Source organism: Pseudomonas sp. xss_4, from assembly GCF_043104125.1.
GTDB lineage: Bacteria > Pseudomonadota > Gammaproteobacteria > Pseudomonadales > Pseudomonadaceae > Aquipseudomonas > Aquipseudomonas parafulva_B.
The window spans coordinates 1-26,180 of record NZ_JBICKJ010000033.1 but is presented as its reverse complement, the minus strand read 5'-3'; the positions used below and the strand labels follow the sequence as shown (position 1 = coordinate 26,180).

At 61.4% G+C, this 26,180-nt stretch carries 20 protein-coding genes and 2 pseudogenes; 11 read left to right on the top strand and 11 right to left on the bottom strand.

The window, feature by feature from the left end; all coding sequences use genetic code 11:
• On the bottom strand, positions 1-253 hold a 253-nt coding region (tnpB, locus tag ACF8GB_RS06970), incomplete at its 3' end, for an IS66 family insertion sequence element accessory protein TnpB (RefSeq protein WP_392526745.1).
• A gap of 481 nt (positions 254-734) precedes the next feature.
• Between tnpB and ACF8GB_RS06965 the strand changes: the two genes are divergently transcribed.
• Entirely contained in the window at positions 735-1,772 is a 1,038-nt protein-coding gene (locus ACF8GB_RS06965) for a PIN domain-containing protein (protein WP_392526744.1), read from the top strand.
• Between the two features lie 269 nt (positions 1,773-2,041).
• Here ACF8GB_RS06965 and ACF8GB_RS06960 read toward each other — a convergent pair whose 3' ends face one another.
• Together ACF8GB_RS06960 and ACF8GB_RS06955 are read right to left on the bottom strand one after the other, a co-directional pair.
• A complete protein-coding gene (locus ACF8GB_RS06960; protein ID WP_196142826.1) occupies positions 2,042-2,515 on the bottom strand; it encodes a DMT family transporter in 474 nt (157 codons plus the stop codon).
• A gap of 11 nt (positions 2,516-2,526) precedes the next feature.
• On the bottom strand, positions 2,527-3,927 hold the full coding sequence (locus ACF8GB_RS06955; RefSeq protein WP_392526743.1) for an amidohydrolase family protein: 1,401 nt from the start codon (positions 3,925-3,927) through the stop codon (positions 2,527-2,529).
• A 142-nt stretch (positions 3,928-4,069) separates the two neighbouring features.
• Between ACF8GB_RS06955 and ACF8GB_RS06950 the strand changes: the two genes are divergently transcribed.
• Positions 4,070-4,963, top strand: a complete 894-nt coding sequence (locus tag ACF8GB_RS06950; RefSeq protein WP_392526742.1) for a LysR family transcriptional regulator — start codon at positions 4,070-4,072, stop codon at positions 4,961-4,963.
• A gap of 296 nt (positions 4,964-5,259) precedes the next feature.
• On the opposite strand, the gene ACF8GB_RS06945 is transcribed toward ACF8GB_RS06950, so the two are convergent.
• The 3 genes and pseudogenes from ACF8GB_RS06945 to ACF8GB_RS06935 all read right to left on the bottom strand — a co-directional run bounded on the left by ACF8GB_RS06945 (position 5,260) and on the right by ACF8GB_RS06935 (position 8,664).
• Positions 5,260-5,961 carry a methyl-accepting chemotaxis protein gene (locus ACF8GB_RS06945; RefSeq protein ID WP_371921573.1) on the bottom strand — a complete coding sequence of 234 codons (702 nt, stop codon included), beginning with the start codon at positions 5,959-5,961 and terminating at the stop codon, positions 5,260-5,262.
• Between the two features lie 417 nt (positions 5,962-6,378).
• A pseudogene (locus tag ACF8GB_RS06940) lies at positions 6,379-7,170 on the bottom strand (cache domain-containing protein); the annotation flags it as partial.
• Between the two features lie 264 nt (positions 7,171-7,434).
• Entirely contained in the window at positions 7,435-8,664 is a 1,230-nt protein-coding gene (locus ACF8GB_RS06935) for an FAD-dependent oxidoreductase (protein ID WP_392526741.1), read from the bottom strand.
• Between the two features lie 138 nt (positions 8,665-8,802).
• On the opposite strand from ACF8GB_RS06935, the gene ACF8GB_RS06930 reads away from it, so the two are divergent.
• Positions 8,803-9,735, top strand: coding sequence for a LysR family transcriptional regulator (locus ACF8GB_RS06930; protein ID WP_182139042.1), 933 nt, complete (start codon positions 8,803-8,805; stop codon positions 9,733-9,735).
• Between the two features lie 56 nt (positions 9,736-9,791).
• On the opposite strand, the gene ACF8GB_RS06925 is transcribed toward ACF8GB_RS06930, so the two are convergent.
• Positions 9,792-11,738 carry a putative bifunctional diguanylate cyclase/phosphodiesterase gene (locus ACF8GB_RS06925; RefSeq protein WP_392526740.1) on the bottom strand — a complete coding sequence of 649 codons (1,947 nt, stop codon included), beginning with the start codon at positions 11,736-11,738 and terminating at the stop codon, positions 9,792-9,794.
• A gap of 187 nt (positions 11,739-11,925) precedes the next feature.
• The gene (locus tag ACF8GB_RS06920) at positions 11,926-12,873 is read right to left on the bottom strand and encodes an AraC family transcriptional regulator (RefSeq protein ID WP_196127379.1); all 948 of its coding nucleotides are present in this window, start codon (positions 12,871-12,873) and stop codon (positions 11,926-11,928) included.
• Positions 12,874-13,048: 175 nt separating this feature from the next.
• Here ACF8GB_RS06920 and ACF8GB_RS06915 point away from each other — a divergent pair, with 175 nt between their 5' ends.
• The 6 genes from ACF8GB_RS06915 (at position 13,049) to tadA (ending at position 18,273) form a co-directional block, all read left to right on the top strand.
• On the top strand, positions 13,049-13,483 hold the full coding sequence (locus ACF8GB_RS06915; RefSeq protein WP_078479019.1) for a hypothetical protein: 435 nt from the start codon (positions 13,049-13,051) through the stop codon (positions 13,481-13,483).
• A 16-nt stretch (positions 13,484-13,499) separates the two neighbouring features.
• On the top strand, positions 13,500-14,159 hold the full coding sequence (locus tag ACF8GB_RS06910; RefSeq protein ID WP_078479018.1) for a hypothetical protein: 660 nt from the start codon (positions 13,500-13,502) through the stop codon (positions 14,157-14,159).
• Positions 14,152-14,829 carry a hypothetical protein gene (locus tag ACF8GB_RS06905; RefSeq protein WP_058604474.1) on the top strand — a complete coding sequence of 226 codons (678 nt, stop codon included), beginning with the start codon at positions 14,152-14,154 and terminating at the stop codon, positions 14,827-14,829. Before ACF8GB_RS06910 ends, ACF8GB_RS06905 begins: the two co-directional genes overlap by 8 nt.
• Positions 14,826-16,286, top strand: a complete 1,461-nt coding sequence (locus tag ACF8GB_RS06900; RefSeq protein ID WP_392526739.1) for a M48 family metallopeptidase — start codon at positions 14,826-14,828, stop codon at positions 16,284-16,286. The genes ACF8GB_RS06905 and ACF8GB_RS06900 overlap by 4 nt, the downstream gene beginning before the upstream one ends.
• Before the next feature lie 125 nt (positions 16,287-16,411).
• Positions 16,412-17,794 carry a multicopper oxidase family protein gene (locus ACF8GB_RS06895; protein WP_197844832.1) on the top strand — a complete coding sequence of 461 codons (1,383 nt, stop codon included), beginning with the start codon at positions 16,412-16,414 and terminating at the stop codon, positions 17,792-17,794.
• A complete protein-coding gene (tadA, locus tag ACF8GB_RS06890) occupies positions 17,794-18,273 on the top strand; it encodes a tRNA adenosine(34) deaminase TadA (protein ID WP_100852136.1) in 480 nt (159 codons plus the stop codon). The genes ACF8GB_RS06895 and tadA overlap by 1 nt, the downstream gene beginning before the upstream one ends.
• A 9-nt stretch (positions 18,274-18,282) precedes the next feature.
• Here the strand turns inward: tadA and mltF are convergent, their stop codons facing one another.
• Positions 18,283-19,740 (bottom strand): membrane-bound lytic murein transglycosylase MltF, encoded by a 1,458-nt coding sequence (gene mltF, locus ACF8GB_RS06885; protein ID WP_058604478.1) that lies wholly within the window; start codon positions 19,738-19,740, stop codon positions 18,283-18,285.
• Between the two features lie 356 nt (positions 19,741-20,096).
• Between mltF and purL the strand changes: the two genes are divergently transcribed.
• A complete protein-coding gene (purL, locus tag ACF8GB_RS06880; protein ID WP_392526738.1) occupies positions 20,097-23,996 on the top strand; it encodes a phosphoribosylformylglycinamidine synthase in 3,900 nt (1,299 codons plus the stop codon).
• A gap of 3 nt (positions 23,997-23,999) precedes the next feature.
• Positions 24,000-24,311 (top strand): NGG1p interacting factor NIF3, encoded by a 312-nt coding sequence (locus tag ACF8GB_RS06875; RefSeq protein WP_196186636.1) that lies wholly within the window; start codon positions 24,000-24,002, stop codon positions 24,309-24,311.
• A gap of 151 nt (positions 24,312-24,462) precedes the next feature.
• Here ACF8GB_RS06875 and ACF8GB_RS06870 read toward each other — a convergent pair.
• Both ACF8GB_RS06870 and ACF8GB_RS06865 read right to left on the bottom strand, forming a co-directional pair.
• Positions 24,463-24,732 (bottom strand): annotated as a pseudogene (locus ACF8GB_RS06870) (alkaline phosphatase PhoX); the annotation flags it as partial.
• 134 nt (positions 24,733-24,866) lie between these two features.
• Positions 24,867-25,775: an RHS repeat-associated core domain-containing protein gene (locus ACF8GB_RS06865; RefSeq protein ID WP_196186637.1), complete on the bottom strand. Its 909-nt coding sequence runs from the start codon at positions 25,773-25,775 to the stop codon at positions 24,867-24,869.
• Positions 25,776-26,180: the final 405 nt, after the last annotated feature.

Sequence of the window (26,180 nt, the reverse complement as noted above, 5' to 3'; positions counted from 1 at the left end):
GCTCCTGGACGGTCAGGACAATCGCCTCGTCCGTCACCTCAGGCGATGTTTTGAATCGTTCGGACTCCAGGCGCTTGAGCCAAAGGCAGAAGCCGTTGCGTTCCCAATACAGAATTTTCACGCGATTACGTGACTTGTTGAGGAAGACAAAAAGCACCGGGTCGAATACTGCAACCTTGATGTCCAGCTCAACCAGTGCAGCCAGGCCGTCAATGGATTTTCGGAAGTCGACAGGCTTGGGGTACAGATACACTTTTTCGACTTTGCGTCGGGTCGCATCATGACTACTGGCTCCTGAGAAATCGGGAGCACAGCATCGGGCATCAGTTGGGCGCTTTGAATGTGGGCTTCATGGAGCGCTTACCCTGTAAGAGCCATGCGCCGTGAGTAGATCGCTTAGCAATCCTGTTTTGTCGCAGCAGGATGCCGAACGCAGTTTCCAGCGTGATACATGGATGTCGGGACGCTAGTATGCTCGTCTAGCTGGTCTGGTCCGTAGGCCGGGCTACTGGAACGGCGCGCTTTGTGAGGAGGTGAACACCTATGAGAGATAGGCCGCATGATGAGGCTATGATTGCCTATTTCCAGGCCCGGCCGGCCTATGCAGCAGCTTTGCTTGCCGAAGTACGTCGCGGCGGCGACCCCGCCGAATGTGCCGTCCTGCTACGTCAGCTGCAAAGGGTGGTTGGAAGGGATTCCACAGTAAAGGTCGGCACGACAGGGGACGAGCGCGAATGAGATTGAACCTGTTGATCGATACATCTGTATGGCTTGACCTTACGAAAGACCCCAGACACCTGCCTTTGCTGGACGCGTTGACTGCGATGGCTGAATCTGGGGAGGTCGTTCTGATCATGCCGCAGATCATCATTGACGAATTTGCTCGTAATCGCGACCGAGTCATGGCGACAAGTCGAGCAAGCCTTTCCAGTCACTTCAAGCGTGTCAGGGAGGCAATTATGCAATTTGCCCCCGAAGAAGGTCGAGATGCCACGCTGAGACAGCTGAACGAAGTCGACCATCGAGTCGCTACTGGCGGAGAGGCTGTGAACGAGGCGGTGGAATTGATCGAAAAGCTGATCGGGGAAGCGTCCCCCGTCCCTGTCAGCGATCGCATCAAGGTGCGTGCGGCGGATCGGGCTATCGCCAAGGTTGCCCCATTTCACCGGCAAATGAATGGGATTGGGGATGCCATCATCATCGAGACGTTCATTGATGCGATAGCCGAGCGCAAAGAAGATGACGTGTTTGCGTTCGTGACCCATAATATTCACGATTTCAGCCAAAAGGGGGCTGACACGCGTCTCCCGCATCCCGATTTGGCCTCGCTTTTTGATGGTGTGAGGTCACGATACGAAACCAACCTAAGTACGCTACTCAGCGAATTTGCAAGCGACCTGATCGAAGAAACTCGATTCGAGCGTGAGTTCAGTCAAGACCCTCGGCAGTTATCTGAACTGCTTGAGGCAGAAAACAAGCTGACCACGCAGGTTTGGTACAACAGAAAATGGAATATTATCGCTCGCGTCGAAGACGGTGAAGCGAAGCTTGTGACGAAAGAAGTCTGGGACCAAGCTACTCTGGAAGATCGGCGCAACCTCCTGGTCGATACCATTTGGGAGGGAATGCTTGCCTCCATGAAAAGAGCCGAGGAGGAGATTGGCATCGCAGAGTTGGGGCCTTGGTCTGACTTCGAGTGGGGAATGGTCAATGGGAAGCTATCAGCAATTCGCTGGGTGCTCGGAGATGAATGGGATATGCTCGATACGTGATGCTGAGCATGGTTTTTTTCGTGGTACTGGCTTATGGTTTTTCAATAATTAGTTGATTTAGCTGCTTTTACAACATCTATTGATAATAGAGTGGGAATGATCCCGCGTCCGGCACTGCCCGGTACGATCTAGCAAAAAATGCCCTGAAGCCCGCGTAATTGCGGGCTTTTGGCTTTTTGGGTCTGGCAAGTACAGGCAATGTTTCCCAGCATCAGCATGATTTTTTGGCATGGTGCGGGTACCAGCTGGATCCGGCGTAATCAAGACGCTCAGTTAGAGAAAACCGCTGACCACCTGTCACCGAACAACGCGATAGCCAAGCCTGCGAGCATCACCACCGCCCCAGCCAACTTGATGGGAGACACTGGCCTTTCCAATGCCCCCATCAAGCCGAAATGATCGATGACCAGTGATGAAACGATTTGCCCGGCGATAGCGAGGCCGAGCAGGGCGGACAGGCCTATCTTCGGTGCAAGCACCACATAGCTAAGCAGCGCACTCGCCCCCAGCAAACCGCCCAGCAGGCTCCACAGGGGCTGGGCAGGAATCGCGGCCAGTGAGGCCGCTATTCCTCCGCGCATCAATGCGTAAATGCACAGGCACACTGCGCCGGCAGTGAACGAGAACAGTGCCGCCGCAACGGAGTCTCCACCTACACCTTTAGCGAGCTGGCCGTTGAGTGTGGTCTGCAGCGTAATGCCGAGCCCCGCAGCGATGGCCAACACATAGTAGGCTACGTTCATCTCGTGCCCTCTTAGTTGGCTGAGTCGAACGGGAGGAACGTCTCGGCAAACATATCCGGCGCATAGCCTGCTGCAGCGAATAGATGCTCACGTGACTCATCGATCGCCGCACGCAGCCTCTGACTGTCCACACCCAATACCTTGCCGTCGCGTTTGACGATTCGCCCGCCAATCATGACCGTATCGACATTGCTGCGCTCGGCGGCATGTACCACGGTGCCGAAGGCATTACCTACAGGATAGAGGTTGATGTCCTGTGCGTTGATCAGGATCAGGTCTGCCTGTTTGCCCGCAACCAGGCTACCGACTTTGTCCTGCAAGCCGGCACAGAAGGCGCCGTCGATAGTCGCGGATTTGAGCAGACTGTGGGCGGGCAGCGTCACCACCGGATGATGGTCCTCACCGCAGCAACGCTGCTGGTGCATGCCCATGACACGTTGCAGGTAGAACGCCACCCGCATTTCCATGAACATGTCGCCGCTGTAGGAGGTTTCGTTGTCAACACTCAGTCCCGGGCTGATGCCGTGACGCTGGGCCGACTGCATGGCGAACATTCCATCTTCAATGCCGTAATGGGCATCTGAGCGTGGGCATACGTTGACTCGCACCCCAGCTTCGCGAAGGATTTCCCAGCCGGCGTCCGGCAGCGCGGTGCAGTGGTTGAAGATGTTATCGGATCGCAGCAGACCTTTACGATGCAATTCTGGCAATTGCGCCGCCATGTCCCCACCAAAAAACTCGGTGATGATCGGCAGCCCCAGGCGTCTGGCTTCAGCCCACAGCTCAGGTTCCAGCTGCGCCATCACCGCCAGCGAAAGCAACGGGTTATCACCGTGCTTGATGTATTTTTCCTGCAAACGCTCCAGGTTGCCCGGCCAGTGGGCTTTATCCCACTCACCCGCCACCGGCGCCCCGGAGGCATGTACCGCGCGTATACCTGCATCAAGCAGCGCCTCGACGGCGGCGTCGGAGTGTGCACCGGTGCGGCTGTTATGCGAGTTGTCCACCAAGGTCGTGATGCCGGCATCGATGCACCCTAACGCACTCAGCAAGTTGCCGATGTACATGTCCGCCGGGCGATAGTATTTGGCGAACGAGAAGTGAGTGGCGTTGCAGTAGTCCTCCAATGTGGCTGCGTTGGGATTGATCCGGCGCAGTTGCCCTTCCCACGAGTGGCGGTGCGTGTCGACCATGCCGGGCATGGCGATCATGCCGGATGCATCGATCACCATAGCGTCGCCAGCTTCGAGATGTTCACCAATGGCCTTGATGGTGCTGCCTTCGATGAGAATGTCGCCGCGTACCAGATTGCCGATGTCGCCATCCATACTCAGTACAGTGGCGCCTTGGATGAGTGTGCGGGCAACCGGTGCGGTCTGCGCCTGTACGATGCCGCGATTGTATTCAGCCATTGAGGTACACCTCTTCAAATGTGATTGCAAGAAATGTACGCAAGGCAACACTGCGGGAAAAAGATGGATAAACTATTTTTATTATTCAATTTGGACGAATAATAAGGCCGTCCCTGATCACTGTTTGAGGTTATTAACCGTCGTGGATCGAATTCAGGCGATGCAGATTTTCGTACGCGTAGCGCAAGCGGGAAGCTTTACCCAAGCGGCGCAGACGCTCTCCTTACCCGCTTCGACTGTGACCAGCAGTGTCAAGAACCTGGAAAAGTACTTGCAGGTGCGTCTGCTCAACCGAACAACGCGGCGGGTCAGCCTTACACCTGAAGGCGCACAATATCTGGCGCAATGCCGGGAGATTCTTGAACTGATCGAACACACGGAGAGCAGCCTGGCGGATTCCGTAAAACGGCCGCAGGGGCGTTTGCGCGTCGACATGCCTGGTGGCGTTGCGCACTCCATTGTCATGCCGAACCTGCGCGACTTTTATCGGCGCTATCCGGATATCTATCTGATGATCGGCGTGAACGATCGACAGGTTGATCTGCTTCAGGAGGGTATCGATTGCGTTATTCGTACAGGTGAGCTCCATGACTCAACCTTGGTCGCGCGCCCACTTGGCCGATTTCGTTGGGTGACCTGTGCGTCAGCCGCCTACCTCAAGGAAAACGGCATCCCGCAAACACCCCATGACTTATCGCACCACCGAGCTATTCACTACTTTTCGAGCGGCGCGAAACACGCAGGTGAAATGCGCTTCGCACGCGATACGGAAAAGATCTCGGTTTTGGTAAGCGGTACGGCCGCCGTCAACGAGACCGAGCTCTACATCAAAATGTGCCTTGATGGGTTCGGGTTGATTCAGCTCGCCGAGAACGTGGTGAGCGAGCATCTGCAGCAAGGGCGGTTGATTGAAGTGCTCGCCGATTGGCAGCCGGCTCCGGTGCAGGTGAGCCTGCTATACCCACACCAGCGATTTCTTTCGCCCGCTGTGAGTTCGTTCGCTGATTGGATAGGCGGGCTGATCGGAAACAAATGAGTGATTGCCCCTTCACAGTACTTTGAGTCCTGCAGTCGTCTTGCCGAGTTGCTGCTTTGCCCGCTATGGGAGGCTCGAGCTACGGTCTCGAGAACGTATTCTGAATCTGCCGGGCTCAGGCAGATGACATGCAGTGGTCGGTGCCGGCAGTTAGCTTCATTGGCAGCGGTAGTTTGTCCGAGCCCTATTCAGAATGGAAAGGGCCGCTTAGCGACCCTGTTCACGTATACCTGGCAGCGCCTGAGCACTGCACGGTAGGCTAGCGCCCTCAACGCCTGACGGTCAGGCCCTAGGCCCTAACGACCACCTCGACTCAACCCGCCCAGCCGCGCCGAAATCGACTGCATCCCCTTGCCCAATTCCCTGAGCGCACTTGCATCCCGGGCACCTTCCTCGCTGGCTGCATGGATCCGTACCGCCAGCTCGTTGATTTCCTGTGTCACGTGGCTCTGCTCCTGGGCGGCGACGGCGATCTGCTGGGCGCGCTGGACGATGTCGTCGAAACTGCCCACTGTGGTGCCCAGGGTAGTGGCCACGCCCACGGCTTGCTGCACCGACTCGCGGGTGCGCTGCGCGCCGTTCTGCATGGTGGTGACGGCAGCGTTCGATGCCTCGCGTAACTGAGTGATCATTTCCTGGATTTCGTTGGCAGACGTCTGCGTGCGGCCGGCAAGGGTGCGCACCTCATCGGCTACTACGGCAAAGCCGCGACCTTGTTCACCAGCGCGTGCGGCCTCGATGGCAGCGTTGAGCGCCAAGAGGTTGGTCTGCTGGGAGATCGACTTGATCACCTCCAGCACGCCGCCTACGCGTTCGATGTCTTCGCCCAGCTGGGTGATCGCTGTGGCCGCGCCCGAGATGTCGGTCGCCAGGCTTTCGATGGATTCACCGTTGCGGTTGACCTGGTCCTGACTCTTCTGCGCTTCGACCAATGAGCTGCGGGCTGTGTCCGAGCAGTCCGTTGTGTTGCGCGCGACCTCATTGGCGCTGGCCGACATTTCGGTGATGGCGGTAGCGAGCAGGGTATTGTCCACCCGTTGCGCCTCCGCCCGATCGGCCAGGCCGGTGGACAGTTGCGCCAGCTCGTTGGCTCGCTCTTCCAGTGACACCGACTCCTCGGCAATGTGACGGAGCATGGCCTGCAGAGAGCCTGCATACTGGTTGACGGCCGTGCGCAGCGCGCCCAGTTCGTCATTGCGCATAACCTCCAGTTGAGCACCCGCCTGGCCGCCTTGACCCAGGTTCTCGATTTGCGCCGTGGTTTCCTCTATCTGGGTGAGCAGCCGTTTGCCAGCCAGCCATGCCAGCCCCAGCAAAACGGCCAGCAATGGCAGCAGGAACAGCAGGATCTGGCCAGTGAGCTTGTTCGCCAGGCCGACCACACGGGCCTCGGGGGTGACCAGACCAATGCGCCAGCCCGTACCTTCCATGGTGGCCAAGGTGACGTAGGCCGGCCCATCGAGGCGCGCATCGTTATCCAGGTAGAGGGTGGTGGTGCCAGCCGGCTTGCTCGCCAGGCTATCGGCCACTGGCTTGAACCACGGTTGTTCCTGGCTCAGGCCGGCAAGGGTCTGCAAGCCCTTGGCGCTCTTTGCATCAGGGAAGAACAGCAAATTACCGGACGCGTCCACCGCAAAGGCGTAGCCACCGGTGACATTGCCGTTGGCCTTGAGGAAGGCGGCAAGACCGTCGAGCTTCAGGTCAATGGTGGCGACCCCGGCAAACGCGCCCTGGGCGTGGTAGGGCACGCTGCAGGTCGTCATGGCTACGCCGCTGACCGGGTCCTGGTACCCGTCCGACCAGACACAGCGACCCAAGGGCGCGGCTTTGGCGCCGGTGTACCACGACTCAGCCTGATACGGCGCCGTTTGCGCAGCGTTGTACTCGTCCGAGTAATCCAAGCCGTTGCTGGCGTTGCGTGCCCAGAAGAAACTGCGGCGTTCGGTACCGGCAACGAAGCCGTTGGGCTCTGGCCACAGCCCGCCGCCTGCGATGGCGGTATCGCCTTGGCTGTCGATCACGTTGGGCAGGTTGGCCTTGATCAGGTTTTCATCGTGGGGCAGGGTCTCGGCCAGGTGCGCCATGGCCGTTGCGGTGCCCTCGATGCGGTTCACCTGCATGGCCAGCTGGCGGGTGATGGCGCTGGCCGACTGTTCGGCCGCCTCGGTGCCGGCTGCCACCAACTCAGGTTTGCCGCCCAGGGTCATGACCGAATAGATCGCCAAGGCCGTGAGTGCCAGCAACGTCAGGATTCCCAGGGTCATGCGCCCGGAGATGCGATTGGGAAGTAGCGACATGCTGAAGCTCCACAAAATTTAGGTTGGCTCTCAATGATTACGGCAGCCCAGCCCGATAGTTGAGGTGCTACATCATGTTTCGCATGAGCGGACGACCGATGGTGACAAAAAGGCGATGAATCGAGGGGGAATCAGCCAAATCCGCGCACACCTCCTGATGTGCATCAAGCATCGTCATCCTCTCAAACGATAAACGCTGTCCCGGCCGTCTTCCGTCCATGGCGTATTGAGCATCCCTCCTGCCATCGGCAAACCCTGCGCCCACCCCGCAGCCAATACCTGCACGTCCCGCGCTGGGTCGCACGCACTGACCCTCGCATCACGCAACCGACACGTTTCGGCGTCCGTCGCGAACAAGGCACGTGCAAAGCCCCGGCCCTGTTCCGAAAGCCGTGCGGTTTTAGGGGCGCGCGTCCTGGTAAATACCTCAAAAGCCTCGGTGGGTTCGTTGCCGGCACCGGCCAGGCAGCGAGCCAGGTGCCAGGCGTCTTCCAGGGCCTGGCAAGCGCCTTGCCCGGAGGTGGGCAATGGCGCATGCGCAGCGTCGCCGATCAACAGCACGTTCGCGCGGCTCCACGTGTGCAGCGGTTCCAGGTCGTGGACCGCGATGCGCCGGATGGCCTGTTCGGGGGTTGCCCGAATGATGCGTGAAACGGGCTCGGGCCATTGGGCGAACCTGTGCTCGACCTGCGCCCGATCATCGGCTCGGCCAGCCCCTTCGTTCAGCGGGCATGCTTGCGCTGCGGCCCAATACACCAGGTCCGGTCGAACTGCCACCGCACCAAAGCGCTGCCCCGTTCCCCAGTAATCCTGGATCGACACATCGTCCACCAGCGCCCCCGACCCTTGTGCCACACCGATCCAGTTCACGAACCCTTGATAGCGCGGGGTGTTGTCACCCGCGACGAACTGGCGCGTCACCGAGGCCATGCGTCCGTCTGCACCGATCAGCACCTCCGGGCAGATGCGTGTACCCGTCTCGAAGCGGGCCACCGCCTTGCCCTGGGCATCCAGGTCGATGGCCATTGCCTGGTGCCCGAATTCGACTGCAATCCCCATCCGTCGTGCATGGGCGAGCAACACGTCCTGCAAATCCCGGCGCAGCACCGTAACGGTGGGGTAGCCCATGGTTCGGTCCAGCAATTCGATGTCCAGGCCTCCCAACGCATTGCCGGCTGCATCGTACCGGCGCATGGCAAGGGGCCTGCCGCCAACGGCCTGGATGTCCTGCAACACGCCGAGCTGCTCCAGCACAAAGCTGGCATTGGGCCAAAGCGTCACACCGGCGCCTCCGGCTGCTGGCATCCTACGGCGCTCAAAGACCCGCGGGCTGAAGCCCTGCTTGCGCAACGCCAACGCTGCGCTCAGCCCTGCAATGCCTGCACCCACTATCGCAATGTCCACGTTCCAGCCCTCCTTGTTCATCCGCTGCCCCGCGCCAGGTCACTGGACGCCTGGGGCAAAGGACCATCGTAGATTTCCCCTCCCCAGATCACTAGCGTGCAAAAATGGGACGTTTTCATACCTCAGGTGGGATAGTCAGTGCGCAATGAGCTCGATCTGAATGCGGTCCGTGTCTATGCAGCGGTGGTGGATGAGCAGAGCTTTGTCGGCGCCTCGCGTGCGCTGGCCATGCCGTCTTCCAATGTCAGTCGCCATGTCGCTTCACTGGAGCGACAGCTCGGTACGCGCCTGCTTGAGCGCAGCACCCGGCATCTGCGCATGACCGAAGCGGGGCGGCTGTTGTACGCGCGAGCCAAGCCCTTGCTCGACGCCTTGCACTGCACCCAGGAAGAACTCGGTGCTGTACAGCGCGAGCTGCGAGGGCCACTGAAGCTGTGCATGCCAGGTGAGGCCCCCAGGCTATTGGCGCCCATCCTGGCCGAATTCTGCAGCCTGCACCCTGGCATCGAGCTTGAGTGCGATACCCGGGTGACTGGGCTGGAAGTGCTGCGTGAGGACGTGGACCTGTGCATCCTCTTTCACCGTGGCCGCCAGGAAGACAGCGAGTTCATCACCTGCCAGCTCGCCTGCTTACCGAGCATCGTGGTCGCTGCCCCGTCTCTGCTCGCGCGCACGGGTATCCCGCAGCACGTGCGAGCGTTGAAGTCGCTGCCTTGCATCACCACGCTCAGCGCGCTCGGAGGTCAGCCCTGGCAGTTTCAGGGCGCCAGGGGCGAAACGGTCAAGGTGCCGGTGCGCAGCCGTTACCGCGTCAACAGCGGTGAGTTGGCCGTGGCAGGCGCGCGGGAGGGGATAGGCTTTGCGATTGTGGCGGCTCATCCCTGCCAGGAGGATCTGACGGCTGGCCGGTTGCAGGAGGTGGTGCTGGACCTGTGCCCGGCACCCTTGCAGTTGCTGGCGGCTTACAGCCACCGCCATTCAGTGACGGCGCGGGTGCGAGCCCTGCTGGCGTTCATTCAGGAGCGGTTGGAGGCGTTGCACAGCTCGCCAAGCGGTTCTACCAGCGCTTGATCAAGGCTGGACGCGCGGTTACATCGGCAGGCTGTCACGGCCCAAAGCGCGGCCAGTCAGATCGCCTGCACCCTGGCCAATTGCTCGGCCTCAAGCCACGCCCCGATCGCGTTGGGGCGCATGGGCTTTGAGAACAGGTAGCCTTGCGCCCAGGTGCAGCCCAGGGTTTTCAAAGTGGTGAGTTCTGCTGCGGTTTCCACGCCCTCGACGATGCATTCCAGTTGCATGTCCTGGCACAGCGCAATCAGCGACTTGACGATCTTCAAGCTGGCCGGGTTGAGCTGGATGCCGGTGACGAAGGAGCGGTCCACCTTCAGCTTGGTCAGCGACAGCGCATGGATCTGGCTGAGGCTGGAGTAGCCGGTGCCAAAGTCGTCCAGGGAAATGCCGCAGCCCAGCTCACGCAGGCGGCTGATGGCGCGCTGGGCCTGCGGCAGGTCCTGGATGGCCGCGGTTTCGGTGATTTCCAGGTCTAGGCACGTGGGGTCGAACCGGCTGCTCTTGATCAGCTCGACGATCTGCTGGGCGGCCTCTTCCGAGCCACAGTCATGGGTGGAGAGGTTGAAGGACAGGCGCATGCCTGCTGGCCAACTGGCAGCCGTGTCCAGTGCCTTGGTCAGCAGAGGCAGGGTGAGACGATTGATCATGCCGATGCGCTCGGCGATCGGGATGAAGTCACTGGGTGGCACATTACCCAATTCTGGGCTTTCCCAGCGCGCCAGTGCCTCGAACGCAACGGTTCGCTCGCTGCGGACATCCACGATGGGTTGGAACACCATGTGAAACTCGCGATCCAGGTCCGCCCTGCGCAGGGCCTGCTCGGTCAGCCCTTGTCGATTGAGTTGCTGGCGATGGGCAGCGCTGAACAGGCACGCCGTGCCAGGGCGATGACGCTTGCTCTGGTACAGCGCGTAGTCGGCATATTCGTACGCTTGCGTGGCTGACGAAGCCTGATCTGGAAAGGTGGCGATGCCCAGCGACGCGCTGATCTGAATGGGGATGTCCACCAGCACGAACGGCTCGCGCATGCGCGTGCAAAGCTTCTCGCCAAAGGCACGTAGCTGCTCGTCATCCAGGGCCTGGGTGATGATCAGGCCGAACTCGTCGCCCCCCAGCCGGCTCAGGTGCACACCCTGGTCGAGCATCTCGGTGAGGCGCTGACCGACCTGATACAGCAACCTGTCGCCCACACTGTGGCCATACAGGTCGTTGACTGGCTTGAAGCCATCCAGGTCTATCAGCCCGACGGCCAGGCGAGTGTCCTGCTCGCCGGCATGGGGCAACAGCGTGTCGAGGCGGGAGAAGAACTGCCGGCGATTGGCAAGCCCGGTCAGGCTGTCCAGGTTGGCCAGTTGCAGGTTTTCCTCGCTGAGCCTGGCCGTCTGCGCCTGCATGTTCACCAGCCGGGTGAAATCGGTGTATTGCGCCTTGAGGATGACTAGCATGGCGATCGATACCAGCAGCACATCGAGCGCGGTGGCAATGAACGTGATGATGGAAGTGGAGGCGAAAAACACCACGAACGCCGTGTTGACCACGGCGGTAGTGGCCAAGGCCGCTGGCAACAGGTGCATCATGCAGAAAATACAGCCGATCACGGTGATGGCCATGTAGAAAGCGACATGGGCCTGGGTGTAGCTGTCGCCATAGGGGAACAGCGCCAGCGACCAGGCCGTGAAGGCAACAGCAACGAAGGGGGCGAGCGTGTTGGTGCGCTTGAGTGCCATGACCATTTGGGCCGGGCTGCGCACGCGCCTGCGGGTACGTATCCACTCCACGCCTCGGACCAGGCCGAACAACGTCATGATCATCGGGCAGTACACCACTAGCCAGCGCGGCGCCACCGTGAAGTGGGTGCCCGCCAGCATCAGCGTGTTGATCAGCAGGATGAAGTACATCATGGGCAGCTGGCGCGACAGCGCGATGTATTGCGCCTTGACCAAGTCGGGGTTGTCCTTGGGTACGGACATCAAAGCTCGCACGCCGAGCAGTGTTTTTTTCATCAGGCGACGCTCTGAAAATACAACCAGATAAATAACCGAACGGATTGCCTTTTTCAGCTCGAACCGAGCAGGACAGAACGCTGCTCTCACGGACCGTATCGGCCGAGCTTCTGGTTGCTGCAATCGTTCAGACTGGTGGCACTTTGATTTCGTTCCCGCCTGGCAACGCCACGGTGAGCAGCGCCGGTCATTCCGTGCCGGGGGTGTGCCCGAAATAGGCCTTGTAGGCATGGCAGAAGTTCGCCGGGTTGGCATAGCCGACGTGATAGGCGATCTGCGAAATCTGCCATTTGCGCTCCAGTACCAGGATGCGCGCAAGCTCAAGGCGCTGTTGGCGAATGTACTGCAGGATCGAACAGCCAAACTGCTGGCTGAAGGCTCGGCGCAGCGTGGTCTCGCTCACCTTCAGCTGCTTGGCCAGGGCGGCGACGGACGGCGGGGCAGTGGGGCTAGTGTCCAGCAGCCGACGCGTTTCCAGGGCCAGGTCACGGCGGCCACCGTCTTGCTGCGGCTCAGGTGTCAGGGCCTGGCCTGACAGATGGCTGGCCAGCTCCAGTACGATCCCCAGGCTCAGGCTTTCATAGTGCAGGCGGCGCAAGCTACCGCTGTAGGGTGAGCGATAGAGCTGCTGGAACAGGCGGCTGAGCGAGGGACACTGGGGCAACTGGTCGAAGTGCATGCCATCGGCCAGCAATGCCAGCAATGGATGAAACTGCGGATCGTCCTGGGCCAGCTCGCGCAATGCGTCACCGGCAATGCGCACGCCGGCCATGCGCGCATGGCTGTCGACCGGCAACTGGTCCTGGGCTTCAAGGCTCTCGCTCAGGCCAAGCACGTGCAGCCGACCGGTATCGTACTGGTTCAGCCTGCCATCGACCTTGTGCTGCCAGGCGCCGTCGAACACCTGCACGATGCACAGGCTCTCGGGCAGCACCTTGTCGATGCGCAGGGGCTCTGGAAAGTGCAGGTGGCAATCGAAGTACTGCAGGCCCTGGCGCACGGTCTGTGCCCGATAATGCCCCGTGGCACTGCCCATGACATGGGCGGCACGCGCATCCAGCACGCCTGCCTGGGCGAGGGAGCCAGGGCTGTCGAAACAGAAGGCGGTATCCAGGTAGGGGGTTAGCGATTGCATGCAGACTCGGTTTCTCGGTGGGGCAGCGTCGGCCGGAAATGGTAACGCGCGCACATTTTCGACAACAGTCGTTGTGACCAACCCGCTGTTTGTTGTGATGAACGGGCAACTGGGTTGGCAGCCTACCTATTGAGTCCTTCAATACGCGTTTTGTTGCAGATCAGGAAACAAAATCATGTTCGCTTATCGGAAATGGGCCGCCTTGCTGGTTGCCGCGCTCACACTGTGTATCGGTCAGGCCCTGGCCGAGGATCGCCCGGACGTAGCGAAGAACGTCGTCGCCTACCTGGGCACTGAAGGGGTCAAGGTGTGGACGCTGCGCATCGGCGATCGCGCGGCCAATGAGGCACTGGTGCAGGTCGAAGGCGTCGATCACGACTGGGATATGCGCATCCAGAAAATGCACGTCGAGAAGACCGCCAAAGATACCCGCTACTGGACCGACGTCGACGGCAAGAAATTCGTCGTGCTGATCATCCAGGGCATGTGGGGAGGTGAGCTGTACCTGCCGGGCGAGGCGCAGCCGCGTCAGGTCGGCTACTCGGAAGGTCTGTCGCACCAAGGCAATGCCGAGGCGTTCCTGACCGATTACCTGGCTGCCAAGAAATAACCGAGGGTTATCGATCATGAGTGAACATACCGATCCATTGGCCGACTTGTCCGGGTCGCTGGGCAATGACTACGACCAGTCGCGCACGGCCCAGCGCGAGCATGTCATTGCCGAGCTTCGGCAAGTGATTGAACGTGTGCCGGAGCAGAGCGAGTTCACCAACTCTCGTCGTTATCGCGTGTGGGGGCCAGTATTGCTGGTCGGTGCCCTGATTCTGTTCGGAATCGGCATCAGCATGCAGCGCACCGGGCCGATCGTGGCCACCGCCTTCATTGTGCTCATCGCCGCTGCCGTGACCTGGCAGCACCGCAACGCCGGTACCCAGGTGTTCATGCGCCTGACGCGCCGACAACTGTTCGTTGACACGTTGGACGCGCCGGTGGACTTGGCGCAGGTGCAGGACATCTCGGTCAAGGATGAAGGGCTGGTGATGGTGCAGACGCTGGAGATGAGCAGCGATGCCGTACTGCCTACCCACCGAGTGGTGAAGCTGCAGTTCTTCGGTAACCAGGCCATGGTGCTGAAGAAGCCGCGCCCCCAGGTTCGCATCATGTCGGCGGGGCTTGCGCAAAACGGGCGCAAGCTGTCCAACGAAGAAGTGCTGGCCGTACTGACGGCCTACTGCGATGCCGCCCACGCCCAGCGTCAGCTTGAGCTGCTGCAGGCCAATGGATAATACCGGCGCCAATGCCGACCTGACCTACCTGCAGGTAAATGCCGTCGGCCCCGATGAGTCGTTCGAGCTGCATGAACACTCGCTGGGCAAGACACTTTCGTGTGCAGTCATCGGGTTGGTGGCGATTGGGCTCGGTGGCTGGCTTGCGAGCCTGCCCATGCTCTTCGGTCCGCAGACCGCCAGCACAGTGAAGGTGCTGCTGTGGGCATTCGGCGCAGGGTTGGTCGGCATCGGGCTGGTGGCCCTGGTCAGTGCCTGGGCGCTGTACCAGCGCCATGGGCGGTGCGCACTGGCGGTGACCCGTGACACGGTCGCTTTCGCCAACGCCTTGGCCCCAGTGCCATGGGAAGCGTTCGAAGGCTTCGATGTCGAACAGCGGCGGCTCAGTACGCACCTGGTGTTCAGCCTCGCCGCGTTCGGCGCCGCGCCTGTCCTCAAGGCCCCAGGTTTCAAGGCGCTCGCAGCACCTGATGCTCAGCTGATCGCCGGTGGCCTGCGGCTCAAGGTGTGGGCCTGCAACTTCACCCGGGCGGGGCGCAGGCTCGCGCTGGCAGAACTGGTGGACGTACTCTACCCCTACCTGCAGGCAGCACAGGCCAGGCGCACCTTGGCACAGTTGTTCCCGGCCGTGGCTCGCCAAGGCGATGCCTTGCGGCGGGCTGCGCCATGAGCAACGAGGCCATACGGCTGTTCAGGCGCGTAGGCTGGGGCTTGGCCCTGCTGTTGTTGCCGCTGCTGGTGCTGGGGTGGAGCCAGGTGCAACTCTGGCGCGTCGAGGTGGCCCAGGCGCAGGCACAGGCGATACGTCAGTGGCTGGATGCGCCAAGCGACACGCTTTTGCAGGCCCTGCCCAAGGCCGAGCGTAACCCCTACATCCCCCAAGCAGACCGACGTGAGCGGCTTCAACGTGAGCTTGACCGTTATGAGGCGGGCCTTGGCGGGCAGTCTCTGCGCAAGGTCCTGGCCGTCACGAGCGGGCTGCTGGCGGTTCTGGCCTTGCTGACTGCGGTCGGGGCATGGCTCAGGCTCAGGCTGGACGCCTGGCGGGCGCTGCGCTCAATTGAGTTCTTGCAGCGGCACATGACCCAGCGTTGGCGTGCCCTGGGCAAGTGGCTGGTACTGCATCTGGGCTTGCTGGCTGCTGCGTTGAGCCTGGCCTTGCTGTACGAGCTGAGCGTTGCGACCAGCCGGGTGGCGGAGGGTGGGTTGACGGTGCTGTTCATCGTGCTGCCGCTGGCCTCGTGCGTGCTGGTCTGCCTGCAACTGGCCAGGCGGTTGCATCGACGCTGGCCGCTGGTGCTCGATCAGAGCACATCCTTTCTGGGCAGGGCGCTTGATCGGGACAGTGCACCCGGCGTATGGCGCTGGGTCGAAGGCCTGGCGGCGCAGCTTCAGGCACCGGTCCCCGACAACATCGTGGTCGGGCTCGACCAGGGCTTTTTCGTCACCAGCGTGCCGATTCTGCTTCAGCCTGTCGGCTTGCCGCTGACCGGGCGCACGCTGTACTTGCCGCTGCCTTACCTGGGCATGCTCAGCCAGGCGGAAGCTGGCGCGGTCATTGGACACGAACTGGGTCATTTCCGGCATCAGGACACCGAACGCGCGAGCCAGACCAACGCACAGTTCAGCATGATGCTTGCCCATTTCTCGGCGCTGGTCGGCCACGACGAGCCCGCGCCCTGGACGCAGCGCCCAACGCTGTGGATGGCCTGGCAGTTCCTGCACCATTTCCAGCGTGCGGTGCTGCACTGGGGGCGGTCGCAGGAGCTGCTGGCGGACCAGGCAGGCGCTGCAGTCGGCGGGCAACGGCTGTTCGCACAGACCCTGCTGCGCATCATTGCGCTGCAGCCTGCGATCGATACGGTGCTGGCGACGTGTGGTGGGCAAGGCGTCGATCAAGCCTTGCCTGGCTACCTCGAGCGTCACCCGTTGCAGGTCGGTGACGAGGCGCTGAGTGCTGTCCTGGCGCACCCGTTCGACACTCACCCTGCAGCCGCTTCCCGCCTGCACGCATTGAATGTGGTGCCCGACCCGCCGCTGCTGGGCGCCGCTACCCGGGCGCCAGGCGTCGAGGAACGTCACTGGTTCGGCCAACTGTGCAAAGCGCCGGGCGCACAAGCCGATTGAGCGCGACAGGGCACATCGGGCGATCATTCACTTAATCTTTCCCATTCGCAGGTGTATCGTATTCGCCCTTCCTCATCAGCGCCCGCTGGTGAACTGTTTGTGCCGAACACGAGGTACCCGCTGCGATGTCCTTCACCCGTCGACAAATGCTCAAGGGCCTGACCGGCCTGGTTGTGGTTGGCCTGGGCGCGGGGGGCGCCGCGCGGTACTGGCTGGGCAAGGTCGAAGATGACAATGCCGGCCATGACTACGAGCTGATCGCAGCGCCGCTGGACGTCGAACTGGTCCCTGGACATACAACCGAAGCCTGGGCGTTCGGGCCCAGTGCCCCGGGGACCGAGCTGCGCGTGCGGCAGGGTACCTGGTTGCGCGTGCGCTTCATCAACCACCTGCCGATCGAAACCACCATCCACTGGCATGGCATCCGCCTGCCGCTGGAAATGGATGGCGTGCCGTATGTGTCGCAGTTGCCGGTCAAGCCAGGGGAGTATTTCGACTACAAGTTCCGGGTGCCCGATGCTGGCAGCTACTGGTACCACCCCCATGTCAGCAGCTCCGAGGAGCTGGGCCGGGGCCTGGTTGGCCCGCTGATCGTCGAGGAGCGCGAACCTACCGGTTTCAAGCATGAGCGCACGCTCAACCTCAAGACCTGGCATGTGGACGAGCAGGGGGGCTGGATGCCGTTCAGCATCCCGCGCGAGGCGGCGCGCAATGGCACCGCAGGGCGGCTGATCACCATCAACGGCCTGGCCGATGCCGTGACCGAGCTACCGGCAGGGCAGGTGGTGCGCGTGCGCTTGCTGAACCTGGACAACACCTGGACGTACCGCATCAACCTCAAGGGCAACTGCGAAGCGCGGATCTACGCGCTCGATGGCAACCCCGTCACCCCCCGGCCATTGGAAGATGACTACTGGCTGGGGCCTGGCATGCGCATTTGCCTGGCGATCCGCATTCCCAACGCCGGTGAAGAGATTTCCCTGCGCGACGGCTTCGTGCGCCTGGGCACCCTGCGCGCGGTGGCCAACCCGGATGCGCCCAGCGACTGGCCAGCGGCGCTGCCGCCCAACCCCATCGCCGAGCCGGACCTGGAAAACGCCGAAAAGCTCAACTTCAACTTCGAGTGGGCAGGCAAGGTGTCGGTCGGCACCGACCAGGGCAAGCCGCCGAGCCTGTGGCAGATCAACGGCCAGGCCTGGGACATCACCGACAAAACCTGCGCAGATCGCCCAATTGCAACGCTGACCAGGGGCAAGAGCTACATTTTCGAATTGAAGAACATGACCCAGTACCAGCACCCCATCCACTTGCACGGCATGAGCTTCAAAGTGATTGGTTCCAACCGGCATGACATCAAGGAGCCGTGGTTCACCGACACCTACCTGCTGGGCAAGAACGAGCGCGCCCAGGTTGCGCTGGTCGCCGATAACCCGGGCACCTGGATGTTCCACTGCCACGTCATCGACCACATGGAAACCGGCCTGATGGCCGCGATCGCGGTGGTCTGATGCGACCGCAGATCATCGACCGCAGCCACGACCAGACCTACATGCGCATGGCGTTGGCATTGGCCGCCGAGGGCGCACAACTGGGGGAAGTACCGGTGGGCGCCGTGCTGGTGCAGGACGGCCAGGTCATCGGCCAGGGCTTCAACCGCCCGATCACCGACAGCGACCCCAGTGCCCATGCCGAGATGGTGGCGATCCGCGCCGCAGCTCGCGCGGTCGGCAACTACCGCCTGCCTGGCAGCACGCTGTACGTGACCCTGGAGCCGTGCAGCATGTGCGCCGGGTTGATCGTGCATGCGCGGGTGATGCGCGTGGTTTTCGGCGCACTGGAACCCAAGGCGGGGATCGTGCAGAGCCAGGGCCAGTTCTTCGGGCAGGGCTTTCTGAACCACCGTGTGCTGGTGGAGGGTGGCGTGATGGCCGAGGCGTGCGGGCAAGTGCTCAGTGACTTCTTCAGGGCTCGCCGGTCCAAGCCGTGACGTGACCGGCTACAGCGGCGGTGACTGCTCTGCCGGTTTAGCCTTGTTCACACCCGGGACATGCAGGTTGCCCTCTGCCACCTGGCCTTCGAGCTGAGGCTGGGTAACCCAGGTGAGAATGTCGTAGTAGCGGCGGATGTTGGCGACAAAGTGCACCGGTTCGCCGCCCCGTGCATAGCCGTACTTGGTCTGGCGGTACCATTGCTTCTGCGCCAGGCGCGGCAGCATCTTCTTCACATCCAGCCACTTGTTGGGGTTGAGCTTCTCGCGCTTGGCCAGGGTGCGCGCGTCTTCCAGGTGGCCGCTGCCGACGTTGTAGGCGGCCAGCGCGAACCAGGTGCGGTCGGGCTCCTGGATGCTGTCGTCCAGCTCGGCCTTGATCTTCATGAAGTACTTGGCGCCACCCTTGATGCTTTGCTTGGGGTCCAGGCGGTTGGAGACGCCCATGGCCTGTGCGGTGCGCTGGGTCAGCATCATCAGGCCGCGCACGCCGGTCTTGGAGGTGACTTCCGGCTGCCACATGGACTCCTGGTAGCCGATGGCGGCCAACAGGCGCCAGTCCACCTGCTCGACCTTGGCATAGCTCTTGAAATGCTTCTCGTACTTGGGCAAACGTTGCTGCAGGTGCTGGGCGAAGGTGTAGGCGCCCACATAGCCTAGTACATCGACATGCCCGTAATAACGGTCCTTCAGGCGCTGCAGGGTGCCGTTCTTCTGGGACTTGTCGAGGAATTCGTTCACCTCGTTCAGCAGGCTGTTGTCCTCGCCTGCGGCGACGGCCCAGCGCTGGTCGCGGGACTCGCCCAGGTCGAAGGCCACGCGCACGTTGGGGAAGTACACCTGGTTCATGGCCAGTTCGTTGGAGTCGACCAGGGTAAGGTCGATCTGCCCTTCATCGACCATGCGCAGCAAGTCCACCACTTCCACGGCATCGGATTCTTCGTATTGCAGGCCCGGGTACTGTTTTTTCAGCTCGGCCAGTTGATCGGCGTGGCTGCTGCCCTTGAGCACCATGATCTTCTTGCCGACCAGGCCTTGGGCGTTGGTCGGGCGCGAGCGGCCATTGCGGTAGATGACCTGAGGCGTCACCTCCAGGTAGGGGTGTGAAAACTTCGCCTGGGCCTGGCGCCGTTCGCTGCTGACAAGGCCGGCGGCTGCCAGCACCGGGCCGGACGGCTTGCCAAGGTCGTCAAACAGCTCGTCGAGGTTGTCGGCGGTCTCGATTTCCAGCTTCACGCCCAGGTCGTCGGCAAAATGCTTGACCAGTTCGTACTCGAAGCCGGTCTCACCGTTGCGATCCTGGAAATAAGTGGCCGGGCTGTTGCGGGTGATCACGCGCAGCACGCCGTCCTCCTTCACGCGCTCGAGGGTACTGGGTTTTTCAACGCAGCCACCAAGCAGCAGAAAGAGTCCGGTTGCGAAAAGCCATCTGGCGCAACGCTGGCGCAAAGCAGTGTGGGTGAACATAGGTTGCAGTATACGCAAAGGACTGGCCGTGCCATATCTCGACAACGGTTAGCTTGTCTGATAGCGCTTTTCAGGCGTTTGCTGTCTGATCGTGCCGTCCAGCGCTGTGTGCCAAGCCCGGTTGATGGGGTAAACCCTGTAACAGAGCACTCGGACCTCATTGTGCAAAGCCTGGACGGAGGTTGCCTGTGGGGCTGTATCAGCGTCTGGGCAAGGTGCATGAACCCCCGGAAATTTTGACCCGCAGGTCCGGTTCCGCCGCCCGGCAGCCCTGCGCTACAGCGGGTGCCGCAAGCGAACGAATTAGGCTAGAATGCACGGCCTCCAAGCACACCCCTTCTGAGGCTGTCCCGACGATGTTGATCCTGCGCGGCGCTCCTGCCCTTTCTGCCTTTCGCCACGGTAAGTTACTCGAGCAACTGAGCCAGAAAGTCCCCGCTGTTACTGGTTTGTATGCCGAATTTGCCCACTTTGCCGATACCGACGGCGAGTTGACCGCCGACCAGCAGCAGGTGCTGGGCCGTCTGCTCAAGTACGGCCCGAGCGTACCGGTACAGGAGCCCGCCGGTCGCCTGTTCCTGGTCGTGCCGCGCCTGGGCACTATTTCGCCCTGGGCCAGCAAGGCCAGCGACATCGCCCACAACTGCGGCCTGCAGTCGATCCAGCGCCTGGAGCGCGGCATTGCGTACTATGTGGCCGGTGACCTCAGCGACGCCGATGCCGAGCAGGTGTCGGCGCAGTTGCACGACCGCATGACCCAGCGCGTGCTGGGCCAGCTGGAGCAGGCCGCCGACATGTTCAGCCACGCCCAGCCAAGGCCCATGACGTCGGTGGACATCCTAGCCGGCGGCCGCGACGCCCTGGCCCAGGCCAACATTGACCTGGGCCTGGCACTGGCCGAGGACGAAGTGGACTACCTGGTCACCGCGTTCCAGGGCCTCAAGCGCAACCCCAACGACATCGAACTGATGATGTTCGCCCAGGCCAACTCCGAGCACTGTCGCCACAAGATCTTCAACGCCAGTTGGGACATCGACGGCCAGGCGCAGGACAAGAGCCTGTTCGGCATGATCAAGAACACCTACCAGATGCACAGCGAAGGTGTGCTGTCGGCGTACAAGGACAACGCTTCGGTCATCGTCGGCAACGTTGCAGGTCGTTTCTTCCCGAACCCTGAAACCCGCCAGTACGGTGCGGTGCAGGAGCCGGTACACATCCTGATGAAGGTGGAAACCCACAACCACCCGACCGCCATCGCACCTTTCTCCGGTGCCTCGACCGGTTCGGGCGGCGAAATCCGTGACGAAGGTGCCACCGGCCGCGGCGCCAAGCCCAAGGCCGGCCTGACCGGCTTCACCGTGTCCAACCTGCGCATCCCAGGCTTCGAGCAGCCCTGGGAGCAGGCCTACGGCAAGCCTGAGCGCATCGTGGACGCCCTCGACATCATGATCGAAGGCCCGCTGGGCGGCGCGGCCTTCAACAACGAATTCGGTCGCCCGGCCCTGACCGGTTACTTCCGTACCTTCGAGCAGTCCATCAACACCCCGCACGGTGAAGAAGTGCGCGGTTACCACAAGCCGATCATGCTCGCCGGCGGCATGGGCAACATCCGTGAAGACCACGTGCAGAAGGGCGAGATCACCGTCGGCGCCAAGCTGATCGTGCTCGGCGGCCCGGCCATGCTGATCGGCCTGGGCGGCGGCGCTGCCTCGTCGGTAGCCACCGGTGCCAGCTCGGCTGACCTGGACTTCGCCTCGGTACAGCGCGAAAACCCGGAGATGGAGCGCCGTTGCCAGGAAGTCATCGACCGCTGCTGGCAGCTGGGCGACGCCAACCCGATCGCCTTCATCCACGACGTCGGCGCCGGCGGCATCTCCAACGCCTTCCCGGAACTGGTCAACGACGGTGGCCGCGGTGGTCGCTTCGAGCTGCGCAATGTGCCCAACGACGAGCCGGGCATGGCCCCGCACGAAATCTGGAGCAACGAATCGCAGGAGCGTTACGTGCTGGCCGTCAGCGCTGTCGACTTCGAGCGCTTCAAGGCCATCTGCGAGCGTGAGCGCTGCCCGTTCGCCGTGGTCGGCGAAGCCACCGAAGAACAGCACCTGACCGTCACCGACAGCCACTTCGACAACACTCCGGTCGACATGCCGCTCGACGTGTTGCTGGGCAAGCCGCCACGCATGCACCGCTCGGTCACCCGCGAAGCCGAGCTGGGCGATGATTTCGACCCGAGCGAGCTGGACCTGGACACCGCTGTACAGCGCGTGCTGAGCCACCCGGCCGTGGCCAGCAAGAGCTTCCTGATCACCATCGGCGACCGCACCATCACCGGCCTGGTCGCCCGCGACCAGATGGTCGGCCCTTGGCAGGTACCGGTGGCCGACTGCGCCGTCACCGCCACCAGCTTCGATGTCTACACCGGCGAAGCCATGGCCATGGGCGAGCGTACTCCGCTGGCACTGCTGGATGCCCCGGCATCCGGGCGCATGGCCATCGGCGAAACCATCACCAACCTGGCCGCTTCGCATATCGACAAGCTGTCCGACATCAAGCTGTCGGCCAACTGGATGTCCGCTGCCGGCCACCCAGGTGAAGACGCGCGCCTATACGACACCGTCAAGGCTGTCGGCATGGAGCTGTGCCCTGAGCTGGGCATCACCATCCCGGTCGGCAAAGACTCGATGTCGATGAAGACCAAGTGGAGCGAAGAGGGCGTCGAGAAGAGCGTCACCTCGCCGATGTCGCTGATCATCACAGGCTTCGCCCCGGTCACTGACATCCGCAAGACCCTGACCCCGCAACTGCGCATGGACAAGGGCGAGACCGACCTCATCCTGATCGACCTGGGCCGTGGCAAGAACCGCATGGGTGCCTCGATCCTGGCCCAGACCTACGGCAAGATCGCAGCCCAGGCGCCGGACGTCGACGACGCCGAAGACCTCAAGGCGTTCTTCGCCGTGATCCAGGGTCTTAACGCCGACGGTCACTTGCTGGCCTACCACGACCGTTCCGATGGCGGCCTGGTCACCACCGTGCTGGAAATGGCCTTCGCTGGCCACTGCGGCCTGGACTTGCACCTCGATCCGCTGACCGACAGCAAGGCCGACATCCCGGCGATCCTCTTCAACGAAGAGCTGGGCGCGGTCATCCAGGTGCGCCAGGACGCTACCCCGGACGTACTGGTCCAGTTCAGCGCCGCAGGCCTGGGTGAGCAGTGCGTGGCGGTGATCGGCAAGCCGGTCAACAACGCCGAAATCTCCATCAGCCTGAACGGCGAAGTGCTGTTCGATGACGACCGCCGCATGCTGCAGCGCCAGTGGGCTGAAACCAGTTACCAGATCCAGCGCCTGCGCGACAACGCCGATTGCGCCGATCAGGAATTCGACCTGCTGCTCGAAGAAGACAACCCAGGGCTGTCGGTCAAGCTTGGCTTCGATGTCAACGATGACATCGCCGCGCCCTACATCAAGAAGGGCGTGCGTCCGCAAGTGGCCATCCTGCGCGAGCAGGGCGTCAACGGCCAGGTCGAAATGGCGGCTGCCTTCGACCGTGCCGGGTTCGCGGCCATCGACGTGCACATGAGCGACATTCTTGCCGGTCGCGTGGACTTCGAGGCCTTCAAGGGCCTGGTCGCCTGTGGCGGTTTCTCCTACGGCGACGTGTTGGGTGCCGGCGAGGGCTGGGCCAAGTCAGCCCTGTTCAACAGCCGTGCGCGTGATGCCTTCCAGGCGTTCTTCGAGCGCAACGACAGCTTCGCCCTGGGCGTGTGCAACGGTTGCCAGATGATGTCCAATCTGCATGAGCTGATCCCGGGTACCGAGTACTGGCCGCACTTCGTGCGTAACCGCTCCGAGCAGTTCGAGGCGCGGGTGGCCATGGTCGAGGTGCAGAAGTCCAACTCGATCTTCCTGCAGGGCATGGCCGGTTCGCGCATGCCGATCGCCATCGCCCACGGCGAGGGCCATGCCGAGTTCGCCAGTGAAGAGGCCTTGCTGGAGGCTGATGTGTCCGGTTGCGTGGCGCTGCGTTACGTGGACAACCACGGCAAGGCCACCGAGGCCTACCCGGCCAACCCCAACGGCTCGCCTCGCGGTATCACCGGGCTCACCAGCCGCGACGGCCGCGTGACCATCATGATGCCGCACCCGGAGCGTGTGTTCCGTGCCGTACAGAACTCGTGGCGCCCGGATGAGTGGCAGGAAGATGCGGCGTTGATGCGCATGTTCCGTAATGCGCGGGTGTGGGTGAACTAAGGCGTGTACAAGCTCGCCTTCTTTGTTCCTGCCAGCCATGTTGAGGTGGTCAAGGCTGCTGTGTTCGCCGCGGGTGGTGGGCACATGGGTGATTATGACCACTGCGCCTGGCAGACCTCGGGCCAGGGCCAGTTTCGTCCGTTGGACGGCAGCCAGCCGTATCTCGGGCAAACCGGTCAGGTCGAGGTGGTGGAAGAGTGGAAGGTGGAGCTGGTGGTGGCTGACGATCTAGTTGCCCAGGTCGTCGCAGCGCTCAGGCAAAGCCACCCGTACGAGACGCCAGCCTACGAGGTTTGGCGGCTCGCCGAGTTCTAGAGCGTAGCAAGGGTGCTCGCGGCGGTTCGACGCCTCGACACGCCCGCTCCCACTCGTATTTCACAGGTCCTGAACCTTGTGAGATCGCGTACCCCCTGCAGGAGCCTTGTGCCGCGAATGGGCAGCAAAGCGGCCCCTGTACGCTGGACGATCAGGCAGTCCCGATCTCCCCGCCATCATTGCGCTGAATCACCACCGTCGAAGCCCGCCGTCTCACCTTGGCCGCAGCCGGGGTAGCATCTGTAGCCTTGTCGGTATATGGCCAGTTCCCCGGGTGGTGAATGTTGACGAACAGCGTCTTGTTGTCCGGGGTAATGGCAATCCCGGTCACCTCGCAATCATTCGGCCCGACCAAGAAGCGGCGCAGGTCCACCTGGTTTTGCGTATTCATCGGCATTCGCTTGTCGCTGGCTGCTACCAGGGAAGCAGTATGATTTCACTCGAACTGTCGTGGAAGTGTTTTTGCTGAGCGATGCGTTCTTGGACGAAGCGCGTCCCAAGACTACGTCACTGCGCTAATCTGCTTGACAGCGCCACTGGATTGTAAAATTAAGTTTAGTGACGGATATAGTCATAAGGATCAGGTTGAATAGGTGTAACTCGAACCTCCCCGATAGTGTCTCTGATAAGTCTTCTTTCAAGGTAACTATAGGTTGCCAGCTGGGCGGCAACGCCGAGAGTAAGTGTGTTCGTCGCTTGATAGGTTAAAAGATTAGCTGCGGCTGCTATGGCTGCATTTTCTGCGCGGTTAATTATTAGGCTGGATAAGGGTTCTAGTACTTCGGCACTGTTAATAATCCTATTTCCAACACCTGCGACAAACTCGACGTCACCGATATCTACAGATACATGATATGAGTCCGGTGCCGGTGTGTGCCCGGCTCTATGCAGGATAAGTGTTAAATTTGGGCTCTGAGTGCGTTCGCCGCCGATACGTAGCTGTGCTCTATCCACAGAAATAGTTGGACGTTGACCAACAAGCCAATTTACTCCGCGCTTGATCCATTCCCACATTTTTCCACTAGGGTCATGCCGGTTGATGGGATCGTTCTGGCAATAGCAGTAGCCGTTAGGCCCGCCTTTACCGAATGGAGACATAGTGTCAGCCTGGAGAAATCGCCTCGATCTGCTACTGTAGAGCCGGCGTCCATTGCCGAGAACATAACAGTCCAGCATTGTATCGAGCCGCTGCCCGCTGAACGTAACAAGATGTGTTGATGGGGCTGCGTGCAGAAAACCATAGGGTGAAAAGTTCTGTTGAGTGCCTGCAGGGATACCGCGCAATGCGGTGTTTGAATTGTCAGATTGCAAGAGTTGACTGCTTGTTGTTATTGCATCTGATTCTGCTAATGCAATGCCATTGGCCCAGAGCAGGCGACGTGGGCTGTCACTTACTTCGCAAGCCAGTTTAGGGCCTTGGAAGAAAAATTTTTTCTTTTTTGTCGGGAGCACTGTCGAACGCATATACGTAGCCCGTGGCGAAGTATGTGACTGGATGATTTACTACTGGCTCGCCTACGTCTACTAGCAGATTTATCAGGTGGTTTGACTGCTTCCAATGGAACTGCAGTTTCGAGGGGAAATGAAAGGGAGGCGCTCGCGAAAAATCCAACGCGGTGTATATGGCATCGGCTGTGTCGGTGTTCGCGGGCTGGCCCGCTTGTATGGTTAGACTTGAAGGGGTGGTGGGACGCTAAAGCCGATTCTGACTGTCAGCAGCAGTACAGACTGTGGGAGACATCGCCCCACCCCTTCAAGCCCTAGAACCATAACGTGAGGAGCCACCCATGGCAATGCAGGTAGATCGGTTAATCGTGGGTGTAGATGTCGCAAAAGCGGAGCTGGTTATTCATCACGACGACCGCGATG